This is a genomic window from Streptomyces sp. KL116D (genome assembly GCF_030766975.1).
In the GTDB taxonomy this organism is placed as follows: domain Bacteria; phylum Actinomycetota; class Actinomycetes; order Streptomycetales; family Streptomycetaceae; genus Streptomyces; species Streptomyces longispororuber_A.
Map to the genome: position 1 here is coordinate 449165 of NZ_JASERH010000136.1, position 21466 is coordinate 470630.

Consider the following 21466-nt stretch of genomic DNA (forward strand, 5'->3'; position numbering starts at 1 on the left):
CATCATCCACGCCAGACGCGGGGAGAGGAACAGCGCCAGCGATCGATGTGGGTGGGGACCTTGTTCGCCGTCCAGGGCGCCTTGCCAGTCGGCCAGGCACGCGAGCCCTCGACGAAGTGTGCCTCTCCCCCGTCGCCGCCTCGGCTCGGCGGAGCTATCGGATGAGTTCCTCACCGCTGCGGCGCTTGATGGCCGCCCGCATCCGCTGCTGGGTGGCGGAGTTGAGCTTGATGTAGTGGGAGCAGCGCGGTGCGACGACCGCGTTGAGGGCCAGGGTGATGTCAGCGGGTTGCAGCGGCTCGCTGTGTGGTCGGACGTCTGGCTCGAAGTGCTGTGCGAGGCCTTTCAGGGCCCGGTGCTGGAGGACCTTGAGGGCGTTTTCGCTGCGGTTCATGATGTGCGCGCTCTCGGCCACGCTCAGGCCCTGGAAGAAGCGGAGCACGATGCACTCGTACTGGGCGGGGTTGAGGCTGTTGAAGGCCTTCAAGAGCGTGTCGATGTTCACGGTGGCTTTGGCGGCGGGCTCCTGGGCCGCGGCGTCGCGCAGGGCGGTGACGGCGTCGTGCCGGTCGCCGCGGGGGCCGGGCACCGCGGCCGGGCGGCCGGCGACGAAGGTGCGCGCGGTGGCGATGAGCCAGGTCTTGGGGTCGTCGTCCGTGGCGGTGTGGTGGGTCAGGGCGTAGCGGAAGGTCTTGCTGGTGAGGTCCTCGGCGGCGGAGCCGGTGCCGGTGAGGAGTGCGATGTAGCGGTAGACCGTGTCCACGTACCGGTCGTAGGCGGGGCCGACGGCGGGCGTGAGGGTGCCGGTGTCCGACGGTGGCCGCGCGGGCGGCTCCTCGAATGTCCCCGCCCGGGGCGTGGGCGGGTCCGTGAGCAGGTCGCGCAGGTCGCGGCGGGCGTGGACGAGGTGGGCGCGCACGGTGCTGGGGGTGATGCCGAGGCAGGTGGCGATCTCGTCGGTGGTGAGGTCCTGGATGTAGTAGGCGACGACGATGCGGCGGCGGGTGGGGGGAAGGGTTCTGAGTGCGTCCAGGAGCGTCCTTCTGAGCACGACGGTTTCGACGGGCGCATTCTCGGCGAGCGCGCTCTCCTCGAAGGTGGAGGTGGGGATGGTGCGGGCGGAGTTGCGGGCCTGGTCCTGGAGCTTGTGCCGCAGGGCGCGCACGCCGTAAGAGGTGGGCTGGCGGATGGTGTTCCAGCGCGCGTAGAGGTCGGTGAAGGTGTCGTGGACGATGTCCTGGGCGCCGTCGCGACTGGTGGTGTAGCGGCAGGCGTAGGCGAGGTAGGTGGTGTAGGTGCGGTGGTAGAAGTCGGCGAAGTCGGCGCAGTCGGCACCTGGGTTCTCGCCGGTGGTGGCGGCCCGGGGGCCGGGCTCCTGGGTGGAGTCCGGCCCGGGGGCGTCGAGTTCTGCTTGAGTGGTCACATCAGATCCCCCGCTCGGTGGCGGTGATGTTCGGTGCGTGGGTCGGGGCGGGCAGGCCTTTGGAGTCGTCGGCGGAACCGAGGGTGTTGAAGAGGTTGATGAGGCCCACGACGAGGGCGACGATCAGCGCGCAGAACGCGATCCGTTCGCTGATGCTCCAGGGGGTCCAGAACCAGGACAGGCTGTTCTTGCGGATCTTGACGATGCAGCGGTGCACGAAGCGGTCGCCGAGGGCGACGGCGGCCGCGGGAATGGCCAGCAGGGCGATCAGGGAGATGGTCAGGGCCGCCGCCGAGTGCACGATCTGGGATCCGGCGATGATCCAGGCGAGCGTGACGGCCAGGAGGTCGAGCGCGAGGCCCGCGACGAGGTAGCCGCGGCGGCGGGATACGCGCCACACCGCCCATGCGGGGTGGTGCCCGTCCTCCACCGCGTGCTTGACCTCCTGGGAGCGGCCGCTGACCCAGTCCCGGTTGTCCGACTCGATGAACGCGGTGACGCCCTGGCGGGTTATCGCGACGCTGATGTGACGTCCCGGGGCCTCCGCGTCGAGGGTGAGTTGAGTGAGTTCGACGGCTGCGGCGGCCGGCAGCTCCCGCCGGATCCGGGGGTCGTCGAGGAGCTCGTCCAGGGCGTGGGCGCCGTTGACGTAGATGCTGCGCCGCGTGCCGGGGCTCCACTGGCGCGGGATGCGGTAGTCGGTGCTGAGGTTGATCTGGTCGGGGGTGAACTCCTGGCTCAGGACGTGCATCAGCGCATCGACGCCGACGCGGGTGATCTTCCGAGGACGCAGGACGGGATGGTCGAAGTGTTCCAGGCGCGTCATTGCTCATCTCGCATGTGCGGCCGGGTCCTGCAGCCCCCTCAGGGGCTGCAGGCCGGTTACCTATTGGAAAGCGACCCGTCGCGCTCCGGCCAGAACACAGGGGTCGGCACCGCAAGAATTACCGCAAAGAAACCCTGGCGTCCAGAGAATCTCAGGCTTAATCGCAGGTCGGATGTTTCCTTTGTTGTGATCCTTTTGACGTATAGTCAACACGGATGGCGCGCAGGCGCGTTCCGCAGGAGCGAAAGCGTCGGTGAACGGGCGGCACGGGAATCAGATGCGACAGCGGATGCATATATGCAGGCCGACAGCGAAACCTACGTGCGTTCGAAACCCGCGATGAAATCGCACACTTGACCACAGAGTCGATTGGTCTACTCCAACTGCCGCCGAGGCCACCGGAGTTGCGGCTCACTTGCACTTGAAAGGTACGAGCAGTCAGGCGAGTTCGGGCGAGCGGAAAGAATCGTTACTTCAGGCGCTCACTCGAAATTCTGCAGGCATCCACTCACCGAGCAGAGAACAGCGCCAGAACAATCAGCACGCGAGACAGAAGTCTCCGCTCCGCCCACCGCCGCGAAATACCCGCCACGTCGCGGGCGGGGATTGCCAGATGGTCCGCACGCCCCACGACGGAATCCCCAATGGGAACAGGCGGGAGCCGCGAAGCCCCCGCCTGACGGGGTCTGTCCCTCTGATCTCTTGGCCGGAGCGCAGGGTCAGACCTTCTCTTCCAATAGGCAGCTACCGGCGTGCCAGTAGCCATGCAGTCGGCTGAGCCGTCCACACAGCTATATAGACTGCCACGCCGCCTTCATCGCTGAACCCGTTTGGGGGTTTCTAGGTTACGCAGACACCCGATACGGCTCCGTACCGTGTTCACAGAAGACCCCGGCGTGCTACACGCCACTCCAACAAGCAGGCGTTTCTGATGGAGTTGCCGACAAGTGCGGCCGTCAGCGGAACCACGCCGACGGCCGCGGACCGGCCTGCCGTCAGTCGACCGACTCCGTCGACGTGTGCAACACCCCGCTGCGCGCGACCTTCCCGTACCAGTGGGCGCTGGCCTTCGGGATCCGCTTGCCGGTCGGGTAGTCGACGTAGACGGCGCCGAAACGCCTGCTGTACCCGTAGCCCCATTCGAAGTTGTCGAGCAGGGACCACAGGAAGTAGCCGCGGACGTCGACGCCCGCCGCGATCGCGCGGTGGACCGCGGCGAGATGTCCTTCCAAGTACGCGATCCGGTCGGGGTCGTTGACCTCGCCCTGCGGGTTGACGTAGTCGTCGAACGCGGCGCCGTTCTCCGTGATCATGAGCGGCAGGCCGGGGAAGTCCGCGTCCAGCCGGAGCAGCAGTTCGTTCAGGCCCGTGGGGTCCACGGACCAGCCCATCGCCGTGGTGGGGCCCGGGGTCAGGTGGAAGGCGACGTCCTTTGCCCCCGGCCACGGGCTGTGCGCACTGTTGCCGTGGCCGTCCGAGCCGTGGCTCGACTCCGGGGCATCACCCGAGACGAGGGTGGGCGAGTAGTAGTTGACGCCCAGGAAGTCGAGCGGCTGGTGGATCTCCTGCACGTCCCCGTCGCGGACGAAGGACCAGTCGGTCAGCCTGGCGGTGTCCTGGAAGAGGTCGTCCGGATAGGCGCCCTTCAGCATGGGGCCGGTGAAGACGCGGTTGGCGAGGGCATCGATCCTGCGCGCCGCGTCGACGTCCTGCGCCTGCTCGGAAAGCGGCCTCACGTGATGGAAGTTGAGCGTCACCGAGATCTGCGCACGGGAGGGCAGCGACGCGCGCAGGGCCTGGACCGCCTTGCCGTGGCCGAGGTTGAGATGGTGTGCGGCACGGAGCGCGGCCACGGGGTCGGTCCGGCCGGGGGCGTGGACCCCCGAGCCGTAGCCGAGGAAGGAGCTGCACCAGGGCTCGTTCAGCGTGGTCCACGTGTGGACGCGGTCGCCGAGTGCTTCGGCGGCCAGGGACGCGTACTCGGCGAAGCGGTCGGCGGTCACGCGCTCCGGCCAGCCGCCGGCGTCCTCGAGCTCCTGCGGGAGATCCCAGTGGTAGAGGGTGGCGACCGGCTTGATGTTCTTCTCCAGCAGCTCGTCGGTGAGCCTGCGGTAGAAGTCGAGTCCCTTCTGCACGCTGGGGCCGCGGCCGGTCGGCTGGATGCGGGGCCAGGCGAGCGAGAAGCGGTACGCCCCGACGCCGAGGTCGGCCATCATCGCGACGTCTTCACGCCAGCGGTGGTAGTGGTCGGTGGCCACGTCACCGGTGTCCCCGTTGCGTACGCGGCCCGGGGTCCGGCAGTAGGTGTCCCAGATGGACGGGGTGCGTCCGTCCACGGCAGCGGCGCCCTCGATCTGGTAGGCGGCGGTGGCCGTGCCCCACAGGAACAAGGGGGGAAAGGCGAGCGTCTCGGGAGTCCCGGCCTGGGGCGCGACGTGTCGGACTGCGGTTACCACGGAGTTCCTTCCGATGAACTGTGCTGTCGGCAATGCGAGATGTGGTGGAGGAGGGTCAGCCCTTGACCGCGCCCTGCATGATGCCGCCGACGATCTGGCGTCCGAAGACGACGAACATGGCGAGCAGCGGGAGGGTGCCGAGCAGGGCGCCGGCCATGATCAGGGACTGGTCGCGGACGTAGCCGGCGCTCAGTTGTGTCAGGGCGACGGGGACCGTCGGGTTGGTCATGTCGAGCACGATGAACGGCCAGAAGAAGTCGTTCCACGCGTGCACGAACGTGATCATGAACAGGACGGCCATGGCCGGGCGGGCCACTGGCAGGACGATGCTCCAGAAGATGCGGAGCGAATGGGCGCCGTCCACGCGGCCGGCCTCGACCAGCTCGTCGGGCAGCGCGTCACTGAGGTACTGGCGCATGAAGAACACGCCCACGGCGCTGACCAGCGTCGGGAAGATGACGGCGGGCAGCTTCTGCCCCCAGCCGAGGTCGGTCATCATCATGAACAGCGGCACGACCGAGAGCTGCGGCGGCACCATCATCGTCCCGATGACGAGCATCAGCAGGATGTTGCGTCCCTTGAAGCGCAGCTTGGCGAAGGCGAAACCGGCGAGCGTGGCGAACAGGACGGTGGCGGTGGCGATGGCACCGGCCACGATCAGGCTGTTGGCCATCGCCTTCCCCAACGCCGCGTCCTGCCAGGCCTTGCCGAGGTTGTCGAGGAGGTTCGGCCCGGGCAGGAAGGGCGGCGGGGTCTGGGTGACCCGCGTGTTGTCGGACGAGGCGGCCACCAGCGTCCAGTACAGCGGGAAGAGCGAGACGAGCGTGGCGATGCCGAGCAGGATGTAGGCGAGCGGGCCCGCGTGGTGCTGACGCCCGGCCTTCATCTTCGTGGGCAGCCGGAGACCGCGCCGCCTGGCCGGGGCGTGCTCCGTCACGGAAGGGGCCTGGAGAGTGTCTGTGGTCATGGGGAGCAACTCCTGGTCAGGACGAGCGCGCCGAACGCCACTTGCTGAGCAGGCGCTGGACGACGAAGACGAGGACGAGCAGCAGGAACATGGCCCAGGCCACCGTCGCCGCGCGGCCCATCTGGTAGTTCTTCCAGCCCTCCTCGTACAGCAGCAGGCCGAGGGTCTGGTACTGGTTGTCGGCGCCGCCGGTGATGCCGTTCGGCCCCTGGCCGAAGATGAGGGGCTCGCCGAAGAGCTGGGTGGCGCCGATGGTGGACAGGACGATCGTGAAGACGATCGTGGGCCGGATCCCGGGCACGGTGACCTTCAGGAACTGCTGCCAGCGGGACGCCCCGTCGATCGCGGCCGCTTCGTAGCGGTCGCGCGGGATCGCCTGCATCGCGGCGAGATACAGCAGGGCATTGTAGCCGGTCCACCGCCAGATGACGATCGTGGAGATCGCCGTCTGCGCCGCCCACTTGTTGCTCTCCCAGTCGACGTGATCGATGCCCACCAGGCTCAGCGCCCAGTTGATCATGCCGAAATCGCGCTCGAAGAGCATGGTGAACACCAGCGCCGCGGCGCCCACCGAGGTCGCGTACGGCGTCAGTGCGGCGACCCGGAAGAACGTCGATCCACGCAGCCGGTAGTTCAGCAGGTGCGCGAGACCGAGTGCCATGAGCAGCTGCGGGACGGTGGAGAGCACACCGATGGTGATGGTGTTGGTCAGCGCGTTCCAGAACCGCTCGTCCTTGACGAGGTTGACGTAGTTGTCGAACGCGATCCACTCCATCAGGTCCATCGTCGCGAGCTCGACGTGATGGAGCGAGATCCACGCCGTGTAGAGCAGCGGATAGAAGCTGAAGGCGGCGAAGATCGCGAAGAACGGGACGATGAAGGCGTAGGGCGCCCCCTTCACGTCCAGGCGGTGCAGCAGCTTGCTCCGCCAGCTCGGGGGCCGGCTCTTGCGGAGCCCGGAAGCGGGTCGGGAGCTGCCGTCCTTGTCGTTGAGGGGCGGCTCGACGGCCGCGGCACTCGAAGTGTGTGGTGCCACGAGGGGTCCTTACGTGGGCGGTGGACTGGCGGGCTGGGCCCCCGGCCGCCACGCACCCCGCAGGTGCGTGGCAGCCGGGAAAGAGGTCAGCCGACGGCCTTCTGGATGCGCTCGTCGGTGGTCTTCCACGCCTCGTCGGCGCTCTTGTGCTGGGTCTCGATCAGGCGCAGTCCCTGGGAGAAGATGTCCTTGATCGTGCCGTCCTTGCGGCCCAGGACCTGCTCGTCGGGGATGTCCTTGGCGGCCGCGGCGAAGATCTGGCCGATGGGGGCGCCGTTGAAGTAGTCGGACTTCGCACCCACCACCTCAGGTGAGGCCAGCGCCTTCTCCGACGAGGGGAAGTTGCCGAGCTCCTTGAAGATGCGGGCCTGCTGCTCCGGCGCGGTGAGCCAGGCGATGAGCTTCGTCGCCTCGTCCTTGACCGGGCTCTTCTCCATGACGCCGAGGAAGGACCCGCCCCAGTTGGCGCCCTTCGGCGCCTTGGCGACGTCCCACTTGCCCTTGTTCTTCGGGCCGGCCTTCTCGCTGATCTGCGCGAGCATCCACGCCGGGCAGACCGCCGTGGCGAACGTGCCGTTGGCCAGGCCGGGGTCCCAACCGGGCTGGAACTGCCGGAGCTTGGCGCTCAGGCCTGCGGCGCCCGCCTTGGCCGACAGGTCCCAGGCATCGGCGACGGCGGGGTTGTCCTGGTAGATCAGCTTCCCGCTCTTGTCATAGAACTGCTGGGAGTCGCCGTAGATCATCGCGTTGAACAGACCGCTGGAGCTGTCCATGAAGGCGACCTTGCCGCCCTTGAAGCCGGCCTTGAACTTCTCGCCCGCCTCGACGTACTTCTTCCAGTCGCCCGCCCACAGCTTGCCGACCTCGTCGCGGTCCGTGGGCAGCCCCGCCTGCTTGAAGTAGTCCTTGCGGTAGCAGACGGCCATGGGGCCGGTGTCCGTGCCGAGCCCGATGACCTTGCCGTCCTTGCCGGTGACCTGGTTCTGCTTCCACGGCAGGTAGTGGTCGGTGCCGGGCACCTTCGCCAGGTCGACGAACCGGTCGGCGCGGGTGTCGATGAGTTCCTTGGCCCGGCCGATCTCGATGCCCTGGATGTCCTTCAGGCCGCTGTTGGCGGTCAAGTGCGTCTGGAAGGCCGTGTAGTAGGTCTGCTCGTCACCGGCGACATCGACCTTGACCTCGACGTTCGGGTGCTGCTTCTCGTACTCGTCGAGGATCCCCGACTCCTTGATGCCCATCACACCGAACAGGCCCATGGTGATGGTGGTCTTGCCGTCCTTCACGCCTCCGCCGGTCCCGCCGCCACCACCACCGCAGGCGGACAGGAGACCGAGGGCCGCCACCACCGATATGAGGGCGGAACCTCGCTTGTTCAGCAATTTCCGGGTGTTCTTCAACGGTCCTCCCAGACGGCGCAGACGCACCGGAGAGACGGGCCGACCGCCGTCCTGACGATCGGCCCGACAAGTTTGGGAACGTGCCCACAGGTGGGTGGGAACGTGCCCATCGATGGGATGGGAACGTGCCCAAATGGCAGTGGGAACGTTCCGCCGGGCGCTCGAAGACTGGCCGCCCCGGAGCACCGTGTCAACAACTTGAAACCAATCGGTTGCCAAAAGATGTCGCGCGGCCCCCGCCCCAACTCACCCTTCGCACCCGTCCGTTGGCCCGATGATCTGGCACAATGTGCTCGCTAACGGCGTTCAATGGGCAGGGGACGAGGAGAACGACATGGGGGCACCGCAGCGGCCGACCATCAAGACCGTGGCCGCTCGGGCCGGGGTCGGACGGACCACCGTTTCAAGGGTTGTCAACGGATCGGATCTCGTCAGCGATGCGGCGAAGGCCGCCGTGCTCGCGGCCATCGCCGAGCTCAACTACGTTCCGAACTCCGTCGCCCGCGGCCTGGTGACCCGGCGCACGAACTCGATCGCCCTGGTCATCCCCGAATCCGAGAGCCGACTCGGCGCGGAGCCCTACTTCTCCGCCGTGATCCGCGGGGTGAGCGCGGCACTGCGGGACACCCGTACGCAACTGCAACTCGTCCTGGTGCGGGACAGGGAGGAACGCGACCAGCTCACCGCCCACGTGGCGGAGCGGCGGGTGGACGGTGTTTTGCTGGTCTCCGTCCACCAGCACGATCCCCTGCCGGACATCCTGGAGAACCTGGGTCTGCCGACGGTACTCGCAGGTCGGCGCAGCGCCGAGGAGTCCCTGAGCCACGCGTGCTCCGACAACCTGGGCGGCGCGAAGTCGGCGGGCCGGCACCTCGTCGACAGCGGCCGGACGGCCATCGCCACCATCACCGGCCCACTCGACATGGACGTGTCCCGCAGCCGTTTGCAGGGATGGAAGAACGCCATGGAAGAAGCCGGCATGCCGCCCGAGAAGTGTCCCGTCGCCACGTCCGACTTCACCGAGGAGGGCGGGATGGAAGCCATGCGATCACTTCTTGCACGCTCACCGAAGCTGGACGCCGTGTTCGCCGCGTCGGACGTCATGGCGGCCGGGGCCATGCTCGAACTGAGGCGGCAGGGTCGGCGCATACCGGAGGACGTGGCCGTCGTCGGATTCGACGACTCGTACATCGCCCGTTACGCGCATCCGTCGCTGACCAGTGTGCGCCAGCCGGTGGAGGAGATCGGGTCGACGATCACCCGAGTCCTCCTGGAGGAGATCGCCGACCCCGGCTCGCAGCGCCAGAAGCTCGTGCTCCCCACCGAGTTGATCGTGCGGGATTCGTCTTCGCCTTGCGGGGGTTGAGGCGGGGAGCGGTTTCGGCTTGCGCGTTCCGTAGGTGCATCAGCCGCTGCGAGGGGCGAACTCCGGCTGCGACCGCTGCGAGGGGCGGCTCGGCGCGACCCGTGTCCTGATCAGCGCGCTGGACCAGGCGGATGGGAGGGCCATCGCAGCGCCGGCGACCTGAGACCCGCGGGTCAGACGGTTTGCATTTGCCACTGCTGGGAGTTGCCGCCCGTGCACGCGACCAGCTTGACGAGATGCTTGGCGTCCGCGCCCTCGCCGAGGCAGGTGTCCGTCACGTTGTTGATCAGCTCGAACCCTACGGTCGTGGGGGCCAGGACCCACAGGGCCGCCGGGTCACTGGCGAGGCACGGTTTCATTGTCGCCGCGCCGTTGCGGGCCACGAGACAGAGCCGGTCGCCCGCGTTCTGGCGCATCGCGGACAGTTCGAAGGTCGTCGCGTTGATCAGCCAGGTCTGGTAGCCGCTGTTGTTGCAGTCGGTCGCGTAGACGCCGTAGTCGGCCCGGTAGTCCAGGCAGTGGCCGGTGGCCGTGTTCTGGAAGTGCACGTAGATGGATGCCGCGTTCGCAGTCGTCGTGCTGAGGCCCCATGCCAACACTGCAGCCGCGCTGACCGCGACAACTCTCTTCAGCACGCCGTCTCCCCTTGACCTCGTTGGGTAGCTTGCACCGCCACTGAACAGTTAAGCGCAGACGCCCAACGCCCGGTGGGCCAATGGGAATTCGGGAGTGGGGGCATACGCGGCGTGGCACCGCCGCCGGTCAGCCGAGGGCGCACAGTCGCGGCCAGGACGCCTTCTAGCGGACCAACTCCACCCGCCCGTCCACCAGAACCACAACCCCCACCACGTCACCTGTCTCGGACCGGCCGACCCAGACCGGGTACGTACCGTCGCCCGTCGTCGCGAAGGCCACCAACTCACCACCGGAAGCCCGGTCCCGAGTACGCAGCAAGTACATCGAGTCCTCGATGTCCTCGAACACGTCAGGCGCCAGGTCCGGGTCCCCCTCGATCAACCCCTTCCCGAAGAGAGCGAGGAGCGGCTCCCAGGCCCCCGCGTCAGCGAAGCAGCCCGTGGCGCCGTCGGTGCCGAAGCCGAAGATCTCGTCCTCCCGGAGCAGGCGGGGGTCGTCCACGGGACGGCGGGCCATCTCCCAGGTCACGGCGGGGGCGTCACTGACGCGCACGCGGACGGCCAACGGGTCCGTACGCGTGACCTCCTGCCCATCCCAGGTGTAGGCATGGTGGGCCTGAGCCTCTTCCAGCACATGGATGCCTGGCGGGACGGGGATCGTAAGGTGCGGCCCGTCTCCATCGTCGATGTCCGGACCGGAGACAGCCAGCAGGCCGCTGGGCACCCGTAGGGAACCGATCTGACGCGGCTCCACCACCGTCATCACGGGGTGGTAGCCGTCAGTCACACACGTCCCTGCCTGGAACAGTTCAGTCAGGGGCCCAGGCTGCGCGGGGCGGGGAGGACGCCAGCAAGTGCTGGGTGCGACCTTGCCGGCGCCGTCGGCGGCCACCGCCTCCCCGACCTCGAAGACCAGCGGCTCCGTGAGTCCATGGACCTCGGACGAGAGGAGGGGCCATTCCCCGAAGGCAGGGCGCTCCATCCACCGTTCCCCGTCGTCCACTTGGGGTACGGTGACGTGCACGCCACCGCCCGCGCCTCGCGGCTCTTCCTCCCGCCGGCCCTTTCCGTCCGGGAACAACTCCACGGTGACCCGCGGACATGCTTCGTCGAACTCCGCCATCTGCGGACCGGGGTAGTTCCAGCCGATCGTGCACCGGCGCAGAAGTCGCGCCGGGTCGTCGAGCAGCCTCATGTCCAGGTCGTAGACACGGCGCCCGTGTACGTCATAGACCCACAGCCCTACGTAGTGGTCACGCCAGGAGACGAGTCGGACCTCCAACGGAGCCTGTCGCCCGGCAACCGTGTACACCACCACGTACGGAAGCCCAGCAGCATCCCGCTCCCCCGCCTCCCCGACCGATATCGGCCGCCAAGGCACCCGGCCCTCCTGGTCCCACGCCTCCGCATACCCCACCTCGACCACCATGGACCGCTCCCCGCTCCCCACTCGCCTGCCGAGATGCAACGTAGCCGCCACCACTGACAGTGGCCCTGCCGGGTCGGGCAGCAGCACGCTCTTGATCACTGGTCGTTAGACTCCCGGCGTCCGGATGGTGTCGGTGGACCGGAAGGCCTGACCATGGGCGATGACCGCTGGGCCGGCTGGCCCGAGGCGTGGGCAGGTACGGATGTCGACGTGCGAACGGTCATGGGCGCGATTCCGCGGGAGGTCAAAGACCGATTCCAGTACGACAGGATCCCCTGGCAGCGTTTCCCGCACCGCTACGGACCGGGCGAGGAGATACCCGTTCGCCTGACGACGCTCGCCTCCGGAGATGCCGAAGCCGCCGACCGGGCCTTGGGGGAACTGTGGGAGAACCTCCACCATCAAGGCAGCACGGTCGCGGTGGGAGCACTGGCAGTCCCGTTCCTGGTCCGCATTGCCGCGTCCGGGATTCCCGGCGTCCGGGCGGACACTCTTCGCCTGGTCGCGGAGATCGGACGCTGCCAGCACTTCGGGGACGGAACACGCGAAGGACTTCTCCACGTCGCCGAGGATCCGCTGGAGGTGGAGGGCACCACGATGTGCCCGACGAACTGGGCGATTCAGGCTGCGCGCGACGCCGTCACCGACGACCTGGATCTTCTGTTCCCTCTTCTCTCCGATCCGGACGCCGCAGTCCGCTCGGCGACCGCCTTCGTCCTGGCCGTGGCGACCGGCCAGATGCCGCGCACCAGCTCAGCTCTGCACCGCAGGCTGGCCGTAGAAGACGATCCAGTGGTCCGTGCGAGCTTGATCCTGGCGATCGCCCAGCTCGCACGCGAGCACCAGGATGAACACGCGCCGGGGTGGGCCCGGGAGTTGTGGTCGAATCCCGGACGATCGCCCGAGATCCGTATCGGCGCCGCGCTCGCCTGGTTGTGTCTGGTCGACGACCCGGTCCCCGACGAGCTCCGAGCCCTCCTGAACGACCCGACCACCGACCAATGCAACGACCTGTTCCAGCGGGTGCCGTGGCTCCCACCGGTCGACTCCAACGACGGACTGCGCCGCTGCGTCCACGACATGCTCACACCGGGGCTCCCCTGGCCGCCCTGGCACAACGTTTGAGATCAGGCAGTCGGCGTTGGCCACGCAAAGGCGGGGCCCGGCCCTCAGCTGGGACTGGCGCCCACCCTGATCTCACCGGCGAGGTGGTCGAGGAACGCGGGACAGTCGTAAGCGGCGATCTCCGCCGGCTCAAGCTCGTGCACCTCGGCGAGGTACACCCGCCCCTCCTCGGAAAGCAGGGCGGCGCCGATCTCGACCAGGTGCTCGGGGTCGTCGATATCGTCGGGGTGGGAACCAGGGCCGTCGGCGCAGGTGCAGAGCGCTGAGGCGAGGGCGGTGTTCAGGGCATTCGCGGCCTCCGCGTACGCCGTGGGGACGCCCGTCTCGGCGAGGCGGTAGCCGACGTACCAACAGGTGGCGTAGAGAAGGATGGCGTGGCCGGTCCGTTCCTTCACTCCCTGGTCGCCTGGGGCGGGCCGCGCGAAGGCGCCCTTCGCCGCGTCGACCAGGACGGTGAGGGCCAGTTCCGGGTCCACGTACGGGTAGTCGCTGACGATCCCGGAGAGATCGCCGATCAAATCGCGCTGGTCGGCGGGGATTTCAGGCGTCACAGCAGCAGTACTGGACTCAGAACTGGATTCAGGATTCACATCAGTCACGTCTGTACCGGACGATCAAGGGGCCTCCACGGTTCCCTGCCGGGGCGGCAGCCCATCGAAGCATCGAAGCCTCGTCCGCTTTGCGTCGGTCGAAAGCCTTTGCAGGTGCCGGCGTCCGGATGATGAAGCGACACTAGTCGACACACGATCAGGCGCGCGCTGGGCGCCGGGTGGCGAGCGCTGGAGCCCGCGCACCCTCGAGTACGGAACGGTCGGCACACGGCCGACTACCCGCGCCGCAGGCAATGTCAGCGATCGACGACGCCGAGGTCCTCATCGCACAGGCCGGTTCGGCAGCACGTCGGCAACCAATCGGCCGCGATCTCGCGAACCCGCTGCAGTCGGGCCCGATCGGGCTCCACCGCAGTGAGGATCTCGAACGCGGTGCCCACGGCCCCGAGGGACCGGTTCGACATCACCTCTCCATAGAGGAGCCAGAGGCCCTGCAGGGCAAGGCTCCTGCACGTCTCCGGAAGATCGAGCCCCCGCCGGGCCGACTCCCCGTCCGTGCCCTCGCCCGCCACCACGTACTGCAGGAGGTCGAGGAACCACTCCCGGGATGCCGGTTCCACATCGTCCGCGAGGGCCGCCAGAGCGACGGATGCCGCCGCGGGGGCCGGCTCCCACAGCACCACCGGAGACCAGACGTGCTCTTCGAGGCTGACGTGGTTCGCTTCCTGCCGGACTCCCCCGCCCGCGACCTGCAGCAGATCCCGGGCTAGGTGTTCAGCCGAGGCGCCGCACCCACACAGCATGCTCTTCCAGTCATGCTGGGCGATCTCCATCTCTACAAGTCGCATAAACCCCAGACCCTAAACGGGCGTCGGGGTCAGCCCTCACGTGGATACGACGCTCGTTCAGGCTGCGCGAAGACAGAAGGGATGCCCGGCGGGGCTGGCGTAGACGCGGCTGCCGGTGGGGCCTTCCGGAGTGCTCTCCTCCGTTGGCCGCAGGCGGATGGCGCCCGCCTCGGTGGCCGTGCGGTCTGCGGTCGCAAGGTCTTGGACACCGAAGTCGAGGTGCATCTGCTGAGAGGTGCCGTCTGGCCAGCTCGGGGCGACGTGTCCGGGCGCTGACTGCACGACGACCACCGGCAGGCCGGGAGCCTGGATGAAGTGATGCGTGGGTGTGCGGTGAACGGAGCCGCCCAGTAGACGGTGCCAGAAGGCGCCTTCCGTCTCGATGTCGGCAGCGTCGATGATCACTGACGTGAGGGTGATGGGGCTGATGGGCATGCCGGGTGTCCTGTTCTTCGCGCTGGTCGGGCTTCAGACGGTGGGGAGGATGCCGCCGTCGACGCGGAACTGTGCGCCTGTGAGCCATTTCGCACGGCTGGAGGCGAGGAAGGCGATCATCTCGGCGACGTCCTCGGGGTCTCCGGGGCGCCCCAGGGGAACCTTCAGGTGATCCACGATCTGCTGGGTGATCTCGTCGGTGGTCAGGCCCTGTTCCTCGGCCATGTGGCGCAGATGGGCGGTCGCACCCTGGGTAACGACGAAGCCAGGCAGGACGCAGACCACGCGCACGCCGTGCTCGCCGACCTCAGTGGCCAACTCCCGGCTGTAGGTGTTGAGCGCGGCTTTGGCGGCGGCGTAGGACGCCTCGGTGCGCTGGGGCAACTGGCTGGCGATCGACGAGACGTGCACGACGACGCCGGAGCCGCGCTCGACCATTCCCGGCACCAGGGCCCGGTCCAGGCGCACCGCACTGAGGAGGTTCATCTCAAGGTCCGCCTGCCAGGAAGCGTCGGACCGGTTCAGGGTCGGGGCCGGCGCGCTCGCCGCACCGGCGTTGTTCACCAGAACGTCCACGCCGCCCACGTGCTCGACGACGCGGCGGCCGAGATCGGCCACGCCCTGCTCCGTGGACAGGTCGGCCGCGAGGAACGTGGCGCCGCTGTCCGTCGCGGGCCGGGTACGGGAGGCCGTCAGCACGGTGGCGCCGGCGGAGACGAACCGGCGCACGGTCGCCTCGCCCAGCCCCCGGCTGCCGCCGGTGACCAGCACGCGAAGTCCGTCCAAGCTCTTGTCGGTGGTCGTCACTGGAGATCCCCTCAGTAAAATGAACCGGACTCCGGAAACGGTACACCTAACCTGAACCAGACTCACCTTATGGAGGTTTCCTTGACGGCATCACGCCCTCTGCGCGCCGACGCGCGGCGCAACCGCGAGGCGCTGCTGGCCGCGGCCCGCGAGGCGTTCCTCGACGGTGACACCGACGCGCACGTGGAGGACATCGCCCGAAGCGCCGGGGTGGCCGTCGGGACGCTCTACCGCCACTTCGAGACCCGCGAGGCACTGATCGAGGAGGTCTACCGCAAAGAGGTCGACGAACTGGTCGCCGCAGCCGACGACCTGCTGGCGCAGTGCGCTCCGGAGGAGGCCCTGCGTCGTTTCCTGCTGCTGCTCGTGGATCACGCCGCCGTGGGCAAGGGCATGTCCGTGGCCTTGGAGAGCATCATGGCGAGCGACTCACAGGTCTTTGACGACGCCCGCACCCGCATGAGCGACGCCCTCACGCGGCTCATCGACGCCGGCAGCGCGGCCGGTACCGTCCGCGGCGACGTCACCGGGCCCACCCTGTTGCGGGCTCTTGGCGGCATCTGTGCCTTGCGCGTGCACGAGGGGTGGCTGGATGAGGCCCGGACCATCACCCGCCTCCTCCTCGACGGGCTGCGCCACGGTGCTGCGCGCGCGACCTGAGCGAAGGGGGTGCGTGCCAGCGTGGTCCCGCAGCGGGCGCAGAAGACCAGTAGACGGGACGCTGGGAGTGAACCGGTAGCGGCCGAGCAGGTTCAGGTCGCACTGTCTGAGCAAGGAAAGCCGAACGCCCTCCCCCGCGCGGATCTCGTCGCCTCGGCCCGGAGCTTGGCGACGAAGCTGGCAGCCAACCAAGAACAGAAGCTGCCCGGCTCAATCACGGGGCGGCTCGCCCACGACCCACCATTCCTCCGTGTCTGCTTCCATCAATTCCAGAACCAGCATGTCGGCCATGCGGCCGATCGCTGCTTCGTCAGAGCTCTGGTCAAGACTTGCCCGATGCGAACGAGTCGCCTCCCAGTACTCCAGAACGATTCGATTGTGGAAGAAGATCCGCAATTTCCCGAAGAGCTCCTGACGCGTCATCACCCCGACACGCCACTCTAGGAGGTACGTCCGGTACACGGCCTCGACAAAGAGGAACTGTCGGTGCCTCTCGGCAGGGAAAGCCTCGTCGTAGACGTCCAGGGCCGCCATGAGAGCCGGATCGCCGATCGCCTCTCCGAGTAGCCCGAGACGGATGTCATGAGCTGCTATCAGGCTCGCCTCACGATCTTGCGCATGGCCCTTGCCGTGGGTCGCGACGCCAGCGCCCCGTTTCCGGCGCGCTTCGGTCACTCCTTCCGCGAGCCCCGTCAAGAACCGGCTCGTGCTCCTTCCGAACCGTCGGCCGCGAGTTCTCCACTGCTTCTTCGAAGCGGCCCTCGTACTGAGGATTCGCCGCAGTTCGTCAATGTCGGCGGCCGTTGGGTCGCGTCGCATCCCGACGTCCGCGATCAAGGCGGCTGCCCGGCGCGCTCCCTCTGCCCGCGCCTCGGGCACAGTCTCGTGAAGCATCTCCCCGAGCAGGGCGTCGAGCGACCTGCGCGGCGGCACCAGTCCCTCCTCATCCGAAGGGTGCCGTGTCGTCATAGGGCACACGCCCAACACTTATGCACCCGGGCCAGCGTCCAAGCCAGCGTCTGGGCGAGGCTCTCAGCCCGGCGTTCCGCCAACTCCGCCTGCATGTTCTCCAGTTCCTTGGCGTTGTGCGCGATGTACTCCACGGTCCGTGACCAGTGGTCCTGCGCCCTGCTCCAGCGGCCCCCGTGGGGTCCGTTGACAAACTGCTCGACAAAAGCGCGCGATTCGCCACTCTCGGCGTGCAAATCCTGAAGCGACTTCATTCAGAGCCCTGTGAATCTGCTGAGAACCCCGCTTCGCGCCGCATTCGTGCGAGGAGTTCCTCGGCGTCCACCGTTCTGCGTCGCTCGATCTGATGCGTGACGAGGTAGCCGGCAACTCCTCCGATGATGGCTGGTACCAGGAACCAGCCCAGCAAACCCAGTACGTACGCGTAGGCCGGGACCGGTGTATCACCCGGCGCCGCGAGGCCGACCAAAACCTCGTAGGCAGTGCGCCACCCCAGGGTCACGCCTCCCAGGACATACAGCAGGCCGAATCCCACGAGCCATGCCGGCGCCCGGGTCACGAGCCAATAATGGGGTCGATTCAAACGCGCCAGAGATCGCCGCAGATCACGCGCCTGTTCTAACCACGTCACCTTCGGTGGAACCATCGCCGGCTCAGGCATGCCATGACGGTAGCGCCCAGACGTCGCCCGCGACAGACTCGTCGCAGGATCCCCCGGCGCACCGGGTGTTGACGTCCGGCAGCCGTTCAATTGCCGCCCCGGATCGGCCTGTGTGACGCGTGCGCGTGGGTTTGGCAGCTGGGGCCCTTCTTATGGATGAAAGTGATGCCCCGCATGTGCGTCGCGGGGCTGTCGGCCGAGACGGAGTGTGGGAGAAGATCAAGCGCAACCGGGTCCATCGAGTGTTCAAGAGGCAGCAGCTGTGATCGACGAAGCACAGGCGGTCGAACTCTTCCGGTTCGCAGACCCGGCCCAGAGTGTCACCGTCGAGGTGAGATGCAGTGATCCTCGGCGAATGGAAAAGGAGCGGTACTACGCCGCCGAGATCGTCGTGGAGAGCGACTTCGTCAGCGGACGGGTCGGACTGCAGGTGTCACTGCAGGACCTGGACGAGTGGGAGCGGTGCCTCGGTGCCCTTGAGGCCGAGGAGGGAGTCGAGTGGCCAGCGGGTGACCGTAGTGCCTGGTTGGAGGTAGTTCCGGATGACCCGGTGGAGGTGACGGTGCACGACTCGCCGTCGACACAGATCGCCGTGCGGGTCCCGATCGATGTCGGCCCGGAGTGGCTACGGGAGAACCGGCTGCGGCTGGCCGGTGTCCGAGAGGCGGTCGCACGCTAGGGTTCGGCCCGTTGTTAGTGATCTCAAAGTCCGCTGCGGGGCGAGTCATCGACGGCCTCGGGCAGGATGCCGTCGGGAACACCACAGTGATTGCCGATGGCGGATATCGCGGAACCGGCCTGATCATCCCGCACCACCGCGACCCTGGATACTGTGACCCGCATCCTGGGAAAGGGCGGGCCAGTCAGTGGACAGTGACCTGCGGCATGCGGTTGTCGTGGCCCTTGGCGAGCTCGGGCGAAGCGACGACTGGCGCGATCGGGCAGATGCCGGTTACGGCCTGGCAGGGTTCGCCGAGCTCCCGGAGGCTTCGGAGCTGCTGATGGGGCTGGTACTCGATCCTGGTGACACCTTTGTCACCCGCCGGACCACGGAGGCCTTGCTTCGGCGAAGTGACCTGACTGGACTGACGATCGTCGCGTCCGCGCTGGCGGTCGCCAACGACCATCACGCCGACTACATCCACACCGCAGTCGTCGACGTCTTCAGCATCTTCTCGGTCGACCTGGACGAGGCGCTACGACTCTGCGAGGTGATGGCGGGCGACAGCGACGATCGTGTAGTCCTGGGAGCTCGTCGATTGCGCGAGAGTCTGGCGGAGATAGATCCCGTTCTGCGCCCCTGCTAATGGGGGTCCGTCTCTGTTGTGGGGATGCAGGTCCTCAGGGCCGCCCGCCGCCCGTACCCACACCCCCCACCTCGAAGCAGAACGCCAGCCGTGTCCTCCGCTCGGTCAACTCGGTGCGGATGCGCAGGAGATGGGCCGTGTCGGGTTCGCCGTCGTGGTTCGTGGTGTGCACCGTGTCGACCTCGACCTGCGTGGTGCAGTCATCCGGCAGCCGCAGACGCAGCCGGGCCTGCGCCGCACGGCCCGTCCAGACGATGCCGTCCGGTCGGACCGCCGGTCGCAGTCGGCTGACGAACACCTCCTCCAGAGGCATGGGCCGTTCCGCCTCCACCTCGTCCACGAGTAGCAGCTCGCCGGCCTCGCGGCGCCAGTCGAAGTTGCGCCGCAGCGACGTCAGGCCGTCCACCTCGTAAGCCCCTGCGATGTCGACGGAGAAGGAGATGCCGTCGTCGGCCGGTTGGCAGGACCGCACCCGTGCCGCGTGCGCGCGCCCGGCGGACTGTTCGCGGCCGTCGACGCGGGGGACGGAGTGGGCGCGGGACGCGGCGTGCAGGAAGTCGTAGCGGGTGGCGTCGTCGAAGTAGCCCTTGCGGTACTCGCCGGCGCCCAGGTCGGCGAGGAGTACCTCGCCTCGGGCGGCCAGGACGAACTGGCCGAGGTCGTTGTGGTTGTGGGGCTCCGCGTTGTGGCCGCCCTTGGCCGCGAAGGCCGCGTCGGGGCCGCGGTCGACGACCCAGGCGAGGTCGGGAAGGTAGGTGGCACCGAACGCTTGCGGGGGCGGTGTGGGCTCGGGGGCGTCGGCTGCCCAGCGCAGGGTTCTGGAGAGGTCCGCCCAGTCTCTGGAAAGGTCCCAGTCGATCGCCTCGGACGGGACATGGGCGTCCAGGCGCCGGGAGAGCCGGTGGGCGAGTCCGGCCGGAACATGGGTCCGCTCCCCCGCGTCCGAGAATGCCGGGAAGAGGCCACCGCCCAGATGCACCGCCGCGGGGAACCCCGCGACGGCCCGTGCCGTGGGGTGCGAGAGGAGGTCCTCGCCGGTGAACTCGCGCAACCCTTCGGCGAAGTAGACGAAGTGCGCGAACCCGAAGACCCAGTAGTCGACCCCCTCCGCGCAACCGCCGTCCTCGCCGAAGCCGCTGAGATAGGTCAGCTGCGCGGCGCGACAGCGGTCGATCACCCGCGTCAGGCGCGGTCCCGGTTCCCACAGGGCCAGCGCGGCCAGGCCCGTGCAACCACCGCACACCGCCGCCCAGTTGTGGTCCCAGCCCTCCCAGAGAAGCAGCCGGTCGTCGTCCGCGAGGAGGGACAGGACCCGGTGGTCCACCTGGGTGCGCACGCGCGCCGCGACCCGGGCGTCGAGCCGGTCGCCGCACACCCGCACGGTCTCCGCGAGGAGCTGCGCGGTGAGTGCGGCGAACAGGTCGAGGCACTGGTCCATGCCACGACCGAAGTGCGTCGCGTGCATCTCGTGGGCGGGCAGCGCCCAGGTGTACTCGTCACAGACGGACCACAACGCGTCGGCCAGGGCATCCAGTTGAGCGTCCTGGTCGATCAGGGCCTCGGCCGCGAGGGCGGTCACGTGTGCGCGGCGCCGGAAGTAGAGGTCCTCGTACGCCAGGCGGTCGCCGTCGTCCTCGAAGCGACGGTATGCCGAGAACGGCAGCTCCGGCATCGGCGTGCTGCGCGCGGCCTCGGCCGCGTCGCGGATCCGGTCCCGCAACCCCGCCAACTGATCAGACGTGCGCAGCCCTTGACCGTTCTTCACTGGCGGCATCTGCTCCCCTTTCCCTTACCGCAGGCGCGACAGGTACGCCAGGCACTCCATGATCGGCTGCCGCGCGCCGATCCGTGAAGTCCGCCATGACCTGGCAGTTGCGTCCTATGACGAACAGCACGCACCCGGGCAGCACCGCCAGGCCCATCAGCGGGGCCTGGTTGACCAGGAGCAGGGCCACCGCCGCGAGAACCAGGTTCATGAGGGTGAGCAGCGGGTGCCGGAGGGCGGCGTACGGTGCCAGGAGGAAGAGCCGTCGCCCCACCGTCCCGCCTCCGGCCACATGGGCGAGCGCCACCGGCCAGGCGACGGTCGCCACCAGCGCGACCACCACCGCCATCGGGACAACTGCCGCCCCCAGCGCCGACGTTCGGAGTGTCACCACGTCCACCACGGCCGCGACGACGAGCAGTACGAAGGGCGCCGAGACCAGCACCGCTCGCCGGAACAGCCGCCGGTAGGCGGCGACGAAGACCCGTACGGGCGCCTGCTCCTCCGAGGCCCCGGTCGCCGCAGCCGCTCCAGTCGCCCCGCCCGTCACGACCGTCGCGCCGAGGTACGCGAACGCGGCGGCGAGCGACGGACCCGGCAGCACCAGCAGGAGCACCCCGAAGAACACCGGGTGCCGCCAGGGCTGGTGGGTCATCTGCAGCGCCAGCAGCAGCGGCAGGTTCGTCACCGCGATCCCGAGGTTGACCACCAGGACCCGGTGGACGTGGGACCAGATCAACTCCCATGAGCCGTACGCCACGTTGAGCCGCGGTCGTCGCACGGTCCCGTTCGGCATCGCCATC

22 protein-coding genes and 1 pseudogene are annotated in these 21466 nt (G+C 68.2%); 6 read left to right on the forward strand and 17 right to left on the reverse strand.

The features are described 5' to 3' along the window. Window positions 1–154 precede the first annotated feature (154 nt). The 6 genes from RBJ77_RS50745 to RBJ77_RS50770 all read right to left on the reverse strand — a co-directional run bounded on the left by RBJ77_RS50745 (window position 155) and on the right by RBJ77_RS50770 (window position 8105). Window positions 155–1423, reverse strand: coding sequence for a sigma-70 family RNA polymerase sigma factor (locus RBJ77_RS50745; protein ID WP_372351140.1), 1269 nt, complete (start codon window positions 1421–1423; stop codon window positions 155–157). A 1-nt stretch (window position 1424) separates the two neighbouring features. Next, entirely contained in the window at window positions 1425–2249 is an 825-nt protein-coding gene (locus RBJ77_RS50750; RefSeq protein ID WP_372351141.1) for a hypothetical protein, read from the reverse strand. 995 nt (window positions 2250–3244) lie between these two features. Then, on the reverse strand, window positions 3245–4705 hold the full coding sequence (locus tag RBJ77_RS50755; protein ID WP_372351142.1) for a GH1 family beta-glucosidase: 1461 nt from the start codon (window positions 4703–4705) through the stop codon (window positions 3245–3247). A 55-nt stretch (window positions 4706–4760) separates the two neighbouring features. Then, on the reverse strand, window positions 4761–5672 hold the full coding sequence (locus RBJ77_RS50760) for a carbohydrate ABC transporter permease (RefSeq protein WP_372351143.1): 912 nt from the start codon (window positions 5670–5672) through the stop codon (window positions 4761–4763). 16 nt (window positions 5673–5688) lie between these two features. After that, the gene (locus RBJ77_RS50765) at window positions 5689–6708 is read right to left on the reverse strand and encodes a carbohydrate ABC transporter permease (protein ID WP_372351144.1); all 1020 of its coding nucleotides are present in this window, start codon (window positions 6706–6708) and stop codon (window positions 5689–5691) included. An 86-nt stretch (window positions 6709–6794) separates the two neighbouring features. Beyond that, the gene (locus RBJ77_RS50770; RefSeq protein ID WP_372351145.1) at window positions 6795–8105 is read right to left on the reverse strand and encodes an ABC transporter substrate-binding protein; all 1311 of its coding nucleotides are present in this window, start codon (window positions 8103–8105) and stop codon (window positions 6795–6797) included. 334 nt (window positions 8106–8439) lie between these two features. Between RBJ77_RS50770 and RBJ77_RS50775 the strand changes: the two genes are divergently transcribed. Then, a complete protein-coding gene (locus RBJ77_RS50775) occupies window positions 8440–9471 on the forward strand; it encodes a LacI family DNA-binding transcriptional regulator (protein WP_372351146.1) in 1032 nt (343 codons plus the stop codon). Between the two features lie 173 nt (window positions 9472–9644). On the opposite strand, the gene RBJ77_RS50780 is transcribed toward RBJ77_RS50775, so the two are convergent. Further along, complete coding sequence (locus RBJ77_RS50780; RefSeq protein ID WP_372351147.1) at window positions 9645–10106, reverse strand: ricin-type beta-trefoil lectin domain protein; 462 nt, start codon at window positions 10104–10106, stop codon at window positions 9645–9647. Between the two features lie 163 nt (window positions 10107–10269). Further along, the gene (locus tag RBJ77_RS50785) at window positions 10270–11535 is read right to left on the reverse strand and encodes a DUF4241 domain-containing protein (protein WP_372351148.1); all 1266 of its coding nucleotides are present in this window, start codon (window positions 11533–11535) and stop codon (window positions 10270–10272) included. A gap of 153 nt (window positions 11536–11688) precedes the next feature. Here RBJ77_RS50785 and RBJ77_RS50790 point away from each other — a divergent pair, with 153 nt between their 5' ends. Then, window positions 11689–12660: a hypothetical protein gene (locus RBJ77_RS50790; protein WP_372351149.1), complete on the forward strand. Its 972-nt coding sequence runs from the start codon at window positions 11689–11691 to the stop codon at window positions 12658–12660. A gap of 44 nt (window positions 12661–12704) precedes the next feature. On the opposite strand, the gene RBJ77_RS50795 is transcribed toward RBJ77_RS50790, so the two are convergent. The 4 genes from RBJ77_RS50795 to RBJ77_RS50810 form a co-directional block, all read right to left on the reverse strand. Then, window positions 12705–13211 (reverse strand): hypothetical protein, encoded by a 507-nt coding sequence (locus RBJ77_RS50795; RefSeq protein WP_372351150.1) that lies wholly within the window; start codon window positions 13209–13211, stop codon window positions 12705–12707. A 296-nt stretch (window positions 13212–13507) separates the two neighbouring features. Beyond that, window positions 13508–14044 (reverse strand): hypothetical protein, encoded by a 537-nt coding sequence (locus RBJ77_RS50800; protein ID WP_372351151.1) that lies wholly within the window; start codon window positions 14042–14044, stop codon window positions 13508–13510. Between the two features lie 72 nt (window positions 14045–14116). Further along, complete coding sequence (locus RBJ77_RS50805; protein WP_372351152.1) at window positions 14117–14494, reverse strand: VOC family protein; 378 nt, start codon at window positions 14492–14494, stop codon at window positions 14117–14119. Between the two features lie 33 nt (window positions 14495–14527). After that, window positions 14528–15301 (reverse strand): oxidoreductase, encoded by a 774-nt coding sequence (locus RBJ77_RS50810; protein ID WP_372351558.1) that lies wholly within the window; start codon window positions 15299–15301, stop codon window positions 14528–14530. 81 nt (window positions 15302–15382) lie between these two features. Between RBJ77_RS50810 and RBJ77_RS50815 the strand changes: the two genes are divergently transcribed. Next, a complete protein-coding gene (locus RBJ77_RS50815; RefSeq protein ID WP_372351153.1) occupies window positions 15383–15961 on the forward strand; it encodes a TetR/AcrR family transcriptional regulator in 579 nt (192 codons plus the stop codon). 210 nt (window positions 15962–16171) lie between these two features. Here RBJ77_RS50815 and RBJ77_RS50820 read toward each other — a convergent pair whose 3' ends face one another. Genes RBJ77_RS50820 through RBJ77_RS50830 form a run of 3 tightly spaced genes read right to left on the reverse strand, consistent with a single transcriptional unit; the run spans window position 16172 to window position 17591 of the window. Next, window positions 16172–16894, reverse strand: a complete 723-nt coding sequence (locus RBJ77_RS50820) for a DUF6082 family protein (protein WP_372351154.1) — start codon at window positions 16892–16894, stop codon at window positions 16172–16174. A 32-nt stretch (window positions 16895–16926) separates the two neighbouring features. Further along, window positions 16927–17184: a DUF6313 family protein gene (locus RBJ77_RS50825; RefSeq protein WP_372351155.1), complete on the reverse strand. Its 258-nt coding sequence runs from the start codon at window positions 17182–17184 to the stop codon at window positions 16927–16929. Continuing rightward, entirely contained in the window at window positions 17181–17591 is a 411-nt protein-coding gene (locus RBJ77_RS50830; RefSeq protein ID WP_372351156.1) for a DUF6313 family protein, read from the reverse strand. The genes RBJ77_RS50825 and RBJ77_RS50830 overlap by 4 nt, the downstream gene beginning before the upstream one ends. 262 nt (window positions 17592–17853) lie before the next feature. Between RBJ77_RS50830 and RBJ77_RS50835 the strand changes: the two genes are divergently transcribed. The 3 genes and pseudogenes from RBJ77_RS50835 (at window position 17854) to RBJ77_RS50845 (ending at window position 18898) form a co-directional block, all read left to right on the forward strand. Next, the gene (locus RBJ77_RS50835) at window positions 17854–18270 is read left to right on the forward strand and encodes a DUF5959 family protein (RefSeq protein ID WP_372351157.1); all 417 of its coding nucleotides are present in this window, start codon (window positions 17854–17856) and stop codon (window positions 18268–18270) included. A gap of 62 nt (window positions 18271–18332) precedes the next feature. After that, window positions 18333–18419: pseudogene (locus RBJ77_RS50840) on the forward strand (IS5/IS1182 family transposase); the annotation flags it as partial. 38 nt (window positions 18420–18457) lie between these two features. Beyond that, window positions 18458–18898: a hypothetical protein gene (locus RBJ77_RS50845; protein ID WP_372351158.1), complete on the forward strand. Its 441-nt coding sequence runs from the start codon at window positions 18458–18460 to the stop codon at window positions 18896–18898. A 34-nt stretch (window positions 18899–18932) separates the two neighbouring features. Here RBJ77_RS50845 and RBJ77_RS50850 read toward each other — a convergent pair whose 3' ends face one another. After that, the gene (locus RBJ77_RS50850; protein WP_372351159.1) at window positions 18933–20672 is read right to left on the reverse strand and encodes a heparinase II/III family protein; all 1740 of its coding nucleotides are present in this window, start codon (window positions 20670–20672) and stop codon (window positions 18933–18935) included. Then, window positions 20632–21459 carry a hypothetical protein gene (locus RBJ77_RS50855; RefSeq protein WP_372351160.1) on the reverse strand — a complete coding sequence of 276 codons (828 nt, stop codon included), beginning with the start codon at window positions 21457–21459 and terminating at the stop codon, window positions 20632–20634. Before RBJ77_RS50855 ends, RBJ77_RS50850 begins: the two co-directional genes overlap by 41 nt. Between the last annotated feature and the right edge of the window lie 7 nt (window positions 21460–21466).

What these genes read in the sequence shown, in the direction of transcription:
- RBJ77_RS50750 (WP_372351141.1), bottom strand. Translation starts at nt 2,249, where the DNA reads ATGACGCGCCTGGAACACTTCGACCATCCCGTCCTGCGTCCTCGGAAG.
- RBJ77_RS50760 (WP_372351143.1), bottom strand. Translation starts at nt 5,672, where the DNA reads ATGACCACAGACACTCTCCAGGCCCCTTCCGTGACGGAGCACGCCCCG.
- RBJ77_RS50775 (WP_372351146.1), top strand. Translation starts at nt 8,440, where the DNA reads ATGGGGGCACCGCAGCGGCCGACCATCAAGACCGTGGCCGCTCGGGCC.
- RBJ77_RS50785 (WP_372351148.1), bottom strand. Translation starts at nt 11,535, where the DNA reads ATGGTGGTCGAGGTGGGGTATGCGGAGGCGTGGGACCAGGAGGGCCGG.
- RBJ77_RS50790 (WP_372351149.1), top strand. Translation starts at nt 11,689, where the DNA reads ATGGGCGATGACCGCTGGGCCGGCTGGCCCGAGGCGTGGGCAGGTACG.
- RBJ77_RS50800 (WP_372351151.1), bottom strand. Translation starts at nt 14,044, where the DNA reads ATGGAGATCGCCCAGCATGACTGGAAGAGCATGCTGTGTGGGTGCGGC.
- RBJ77_RS50805 (WP_372351152.1), bottom strand. Translation starts at nt 14,494, where the DNA reads ATGCCCATCAGCCCCATCACCCTCACGTCAGTGATCATCGACGCTGCC.
- RBJ77_RS50825 (WP_372351155.1), bottom strand. Translation starts at nt 17,184, where the DNA reads ATGAAGTCGCTTCAGGATTTGCACGCCGAGAGTGGCGAATCGCGCGCT.
- RBJ77_RS50830 (WP_372351156.1), bottom strand. Translation starts at nt 17,591, where the DNA reads ATGCCTGAGCCGGCGATGGTTCCACCGAAGGTGACGTGGTTAGAACAG.
- RBJ77_RS50850 (WP_372351159.1), bottom strand. Translation starts at nt 20,672, where the DNA reads ATGCCGCCAGTGAAGAACGGTCAAGGGCTGCGCACGTCTGATCAGTTG.
- RBJ77_RS50855 (WP_372351160.1), bottom strand. Translation starts at nt 21,459, where the DNA reads ATGCCGAACGGGACCGTGCGACGACCGCGGCTCAACGTGGCGTACGGC.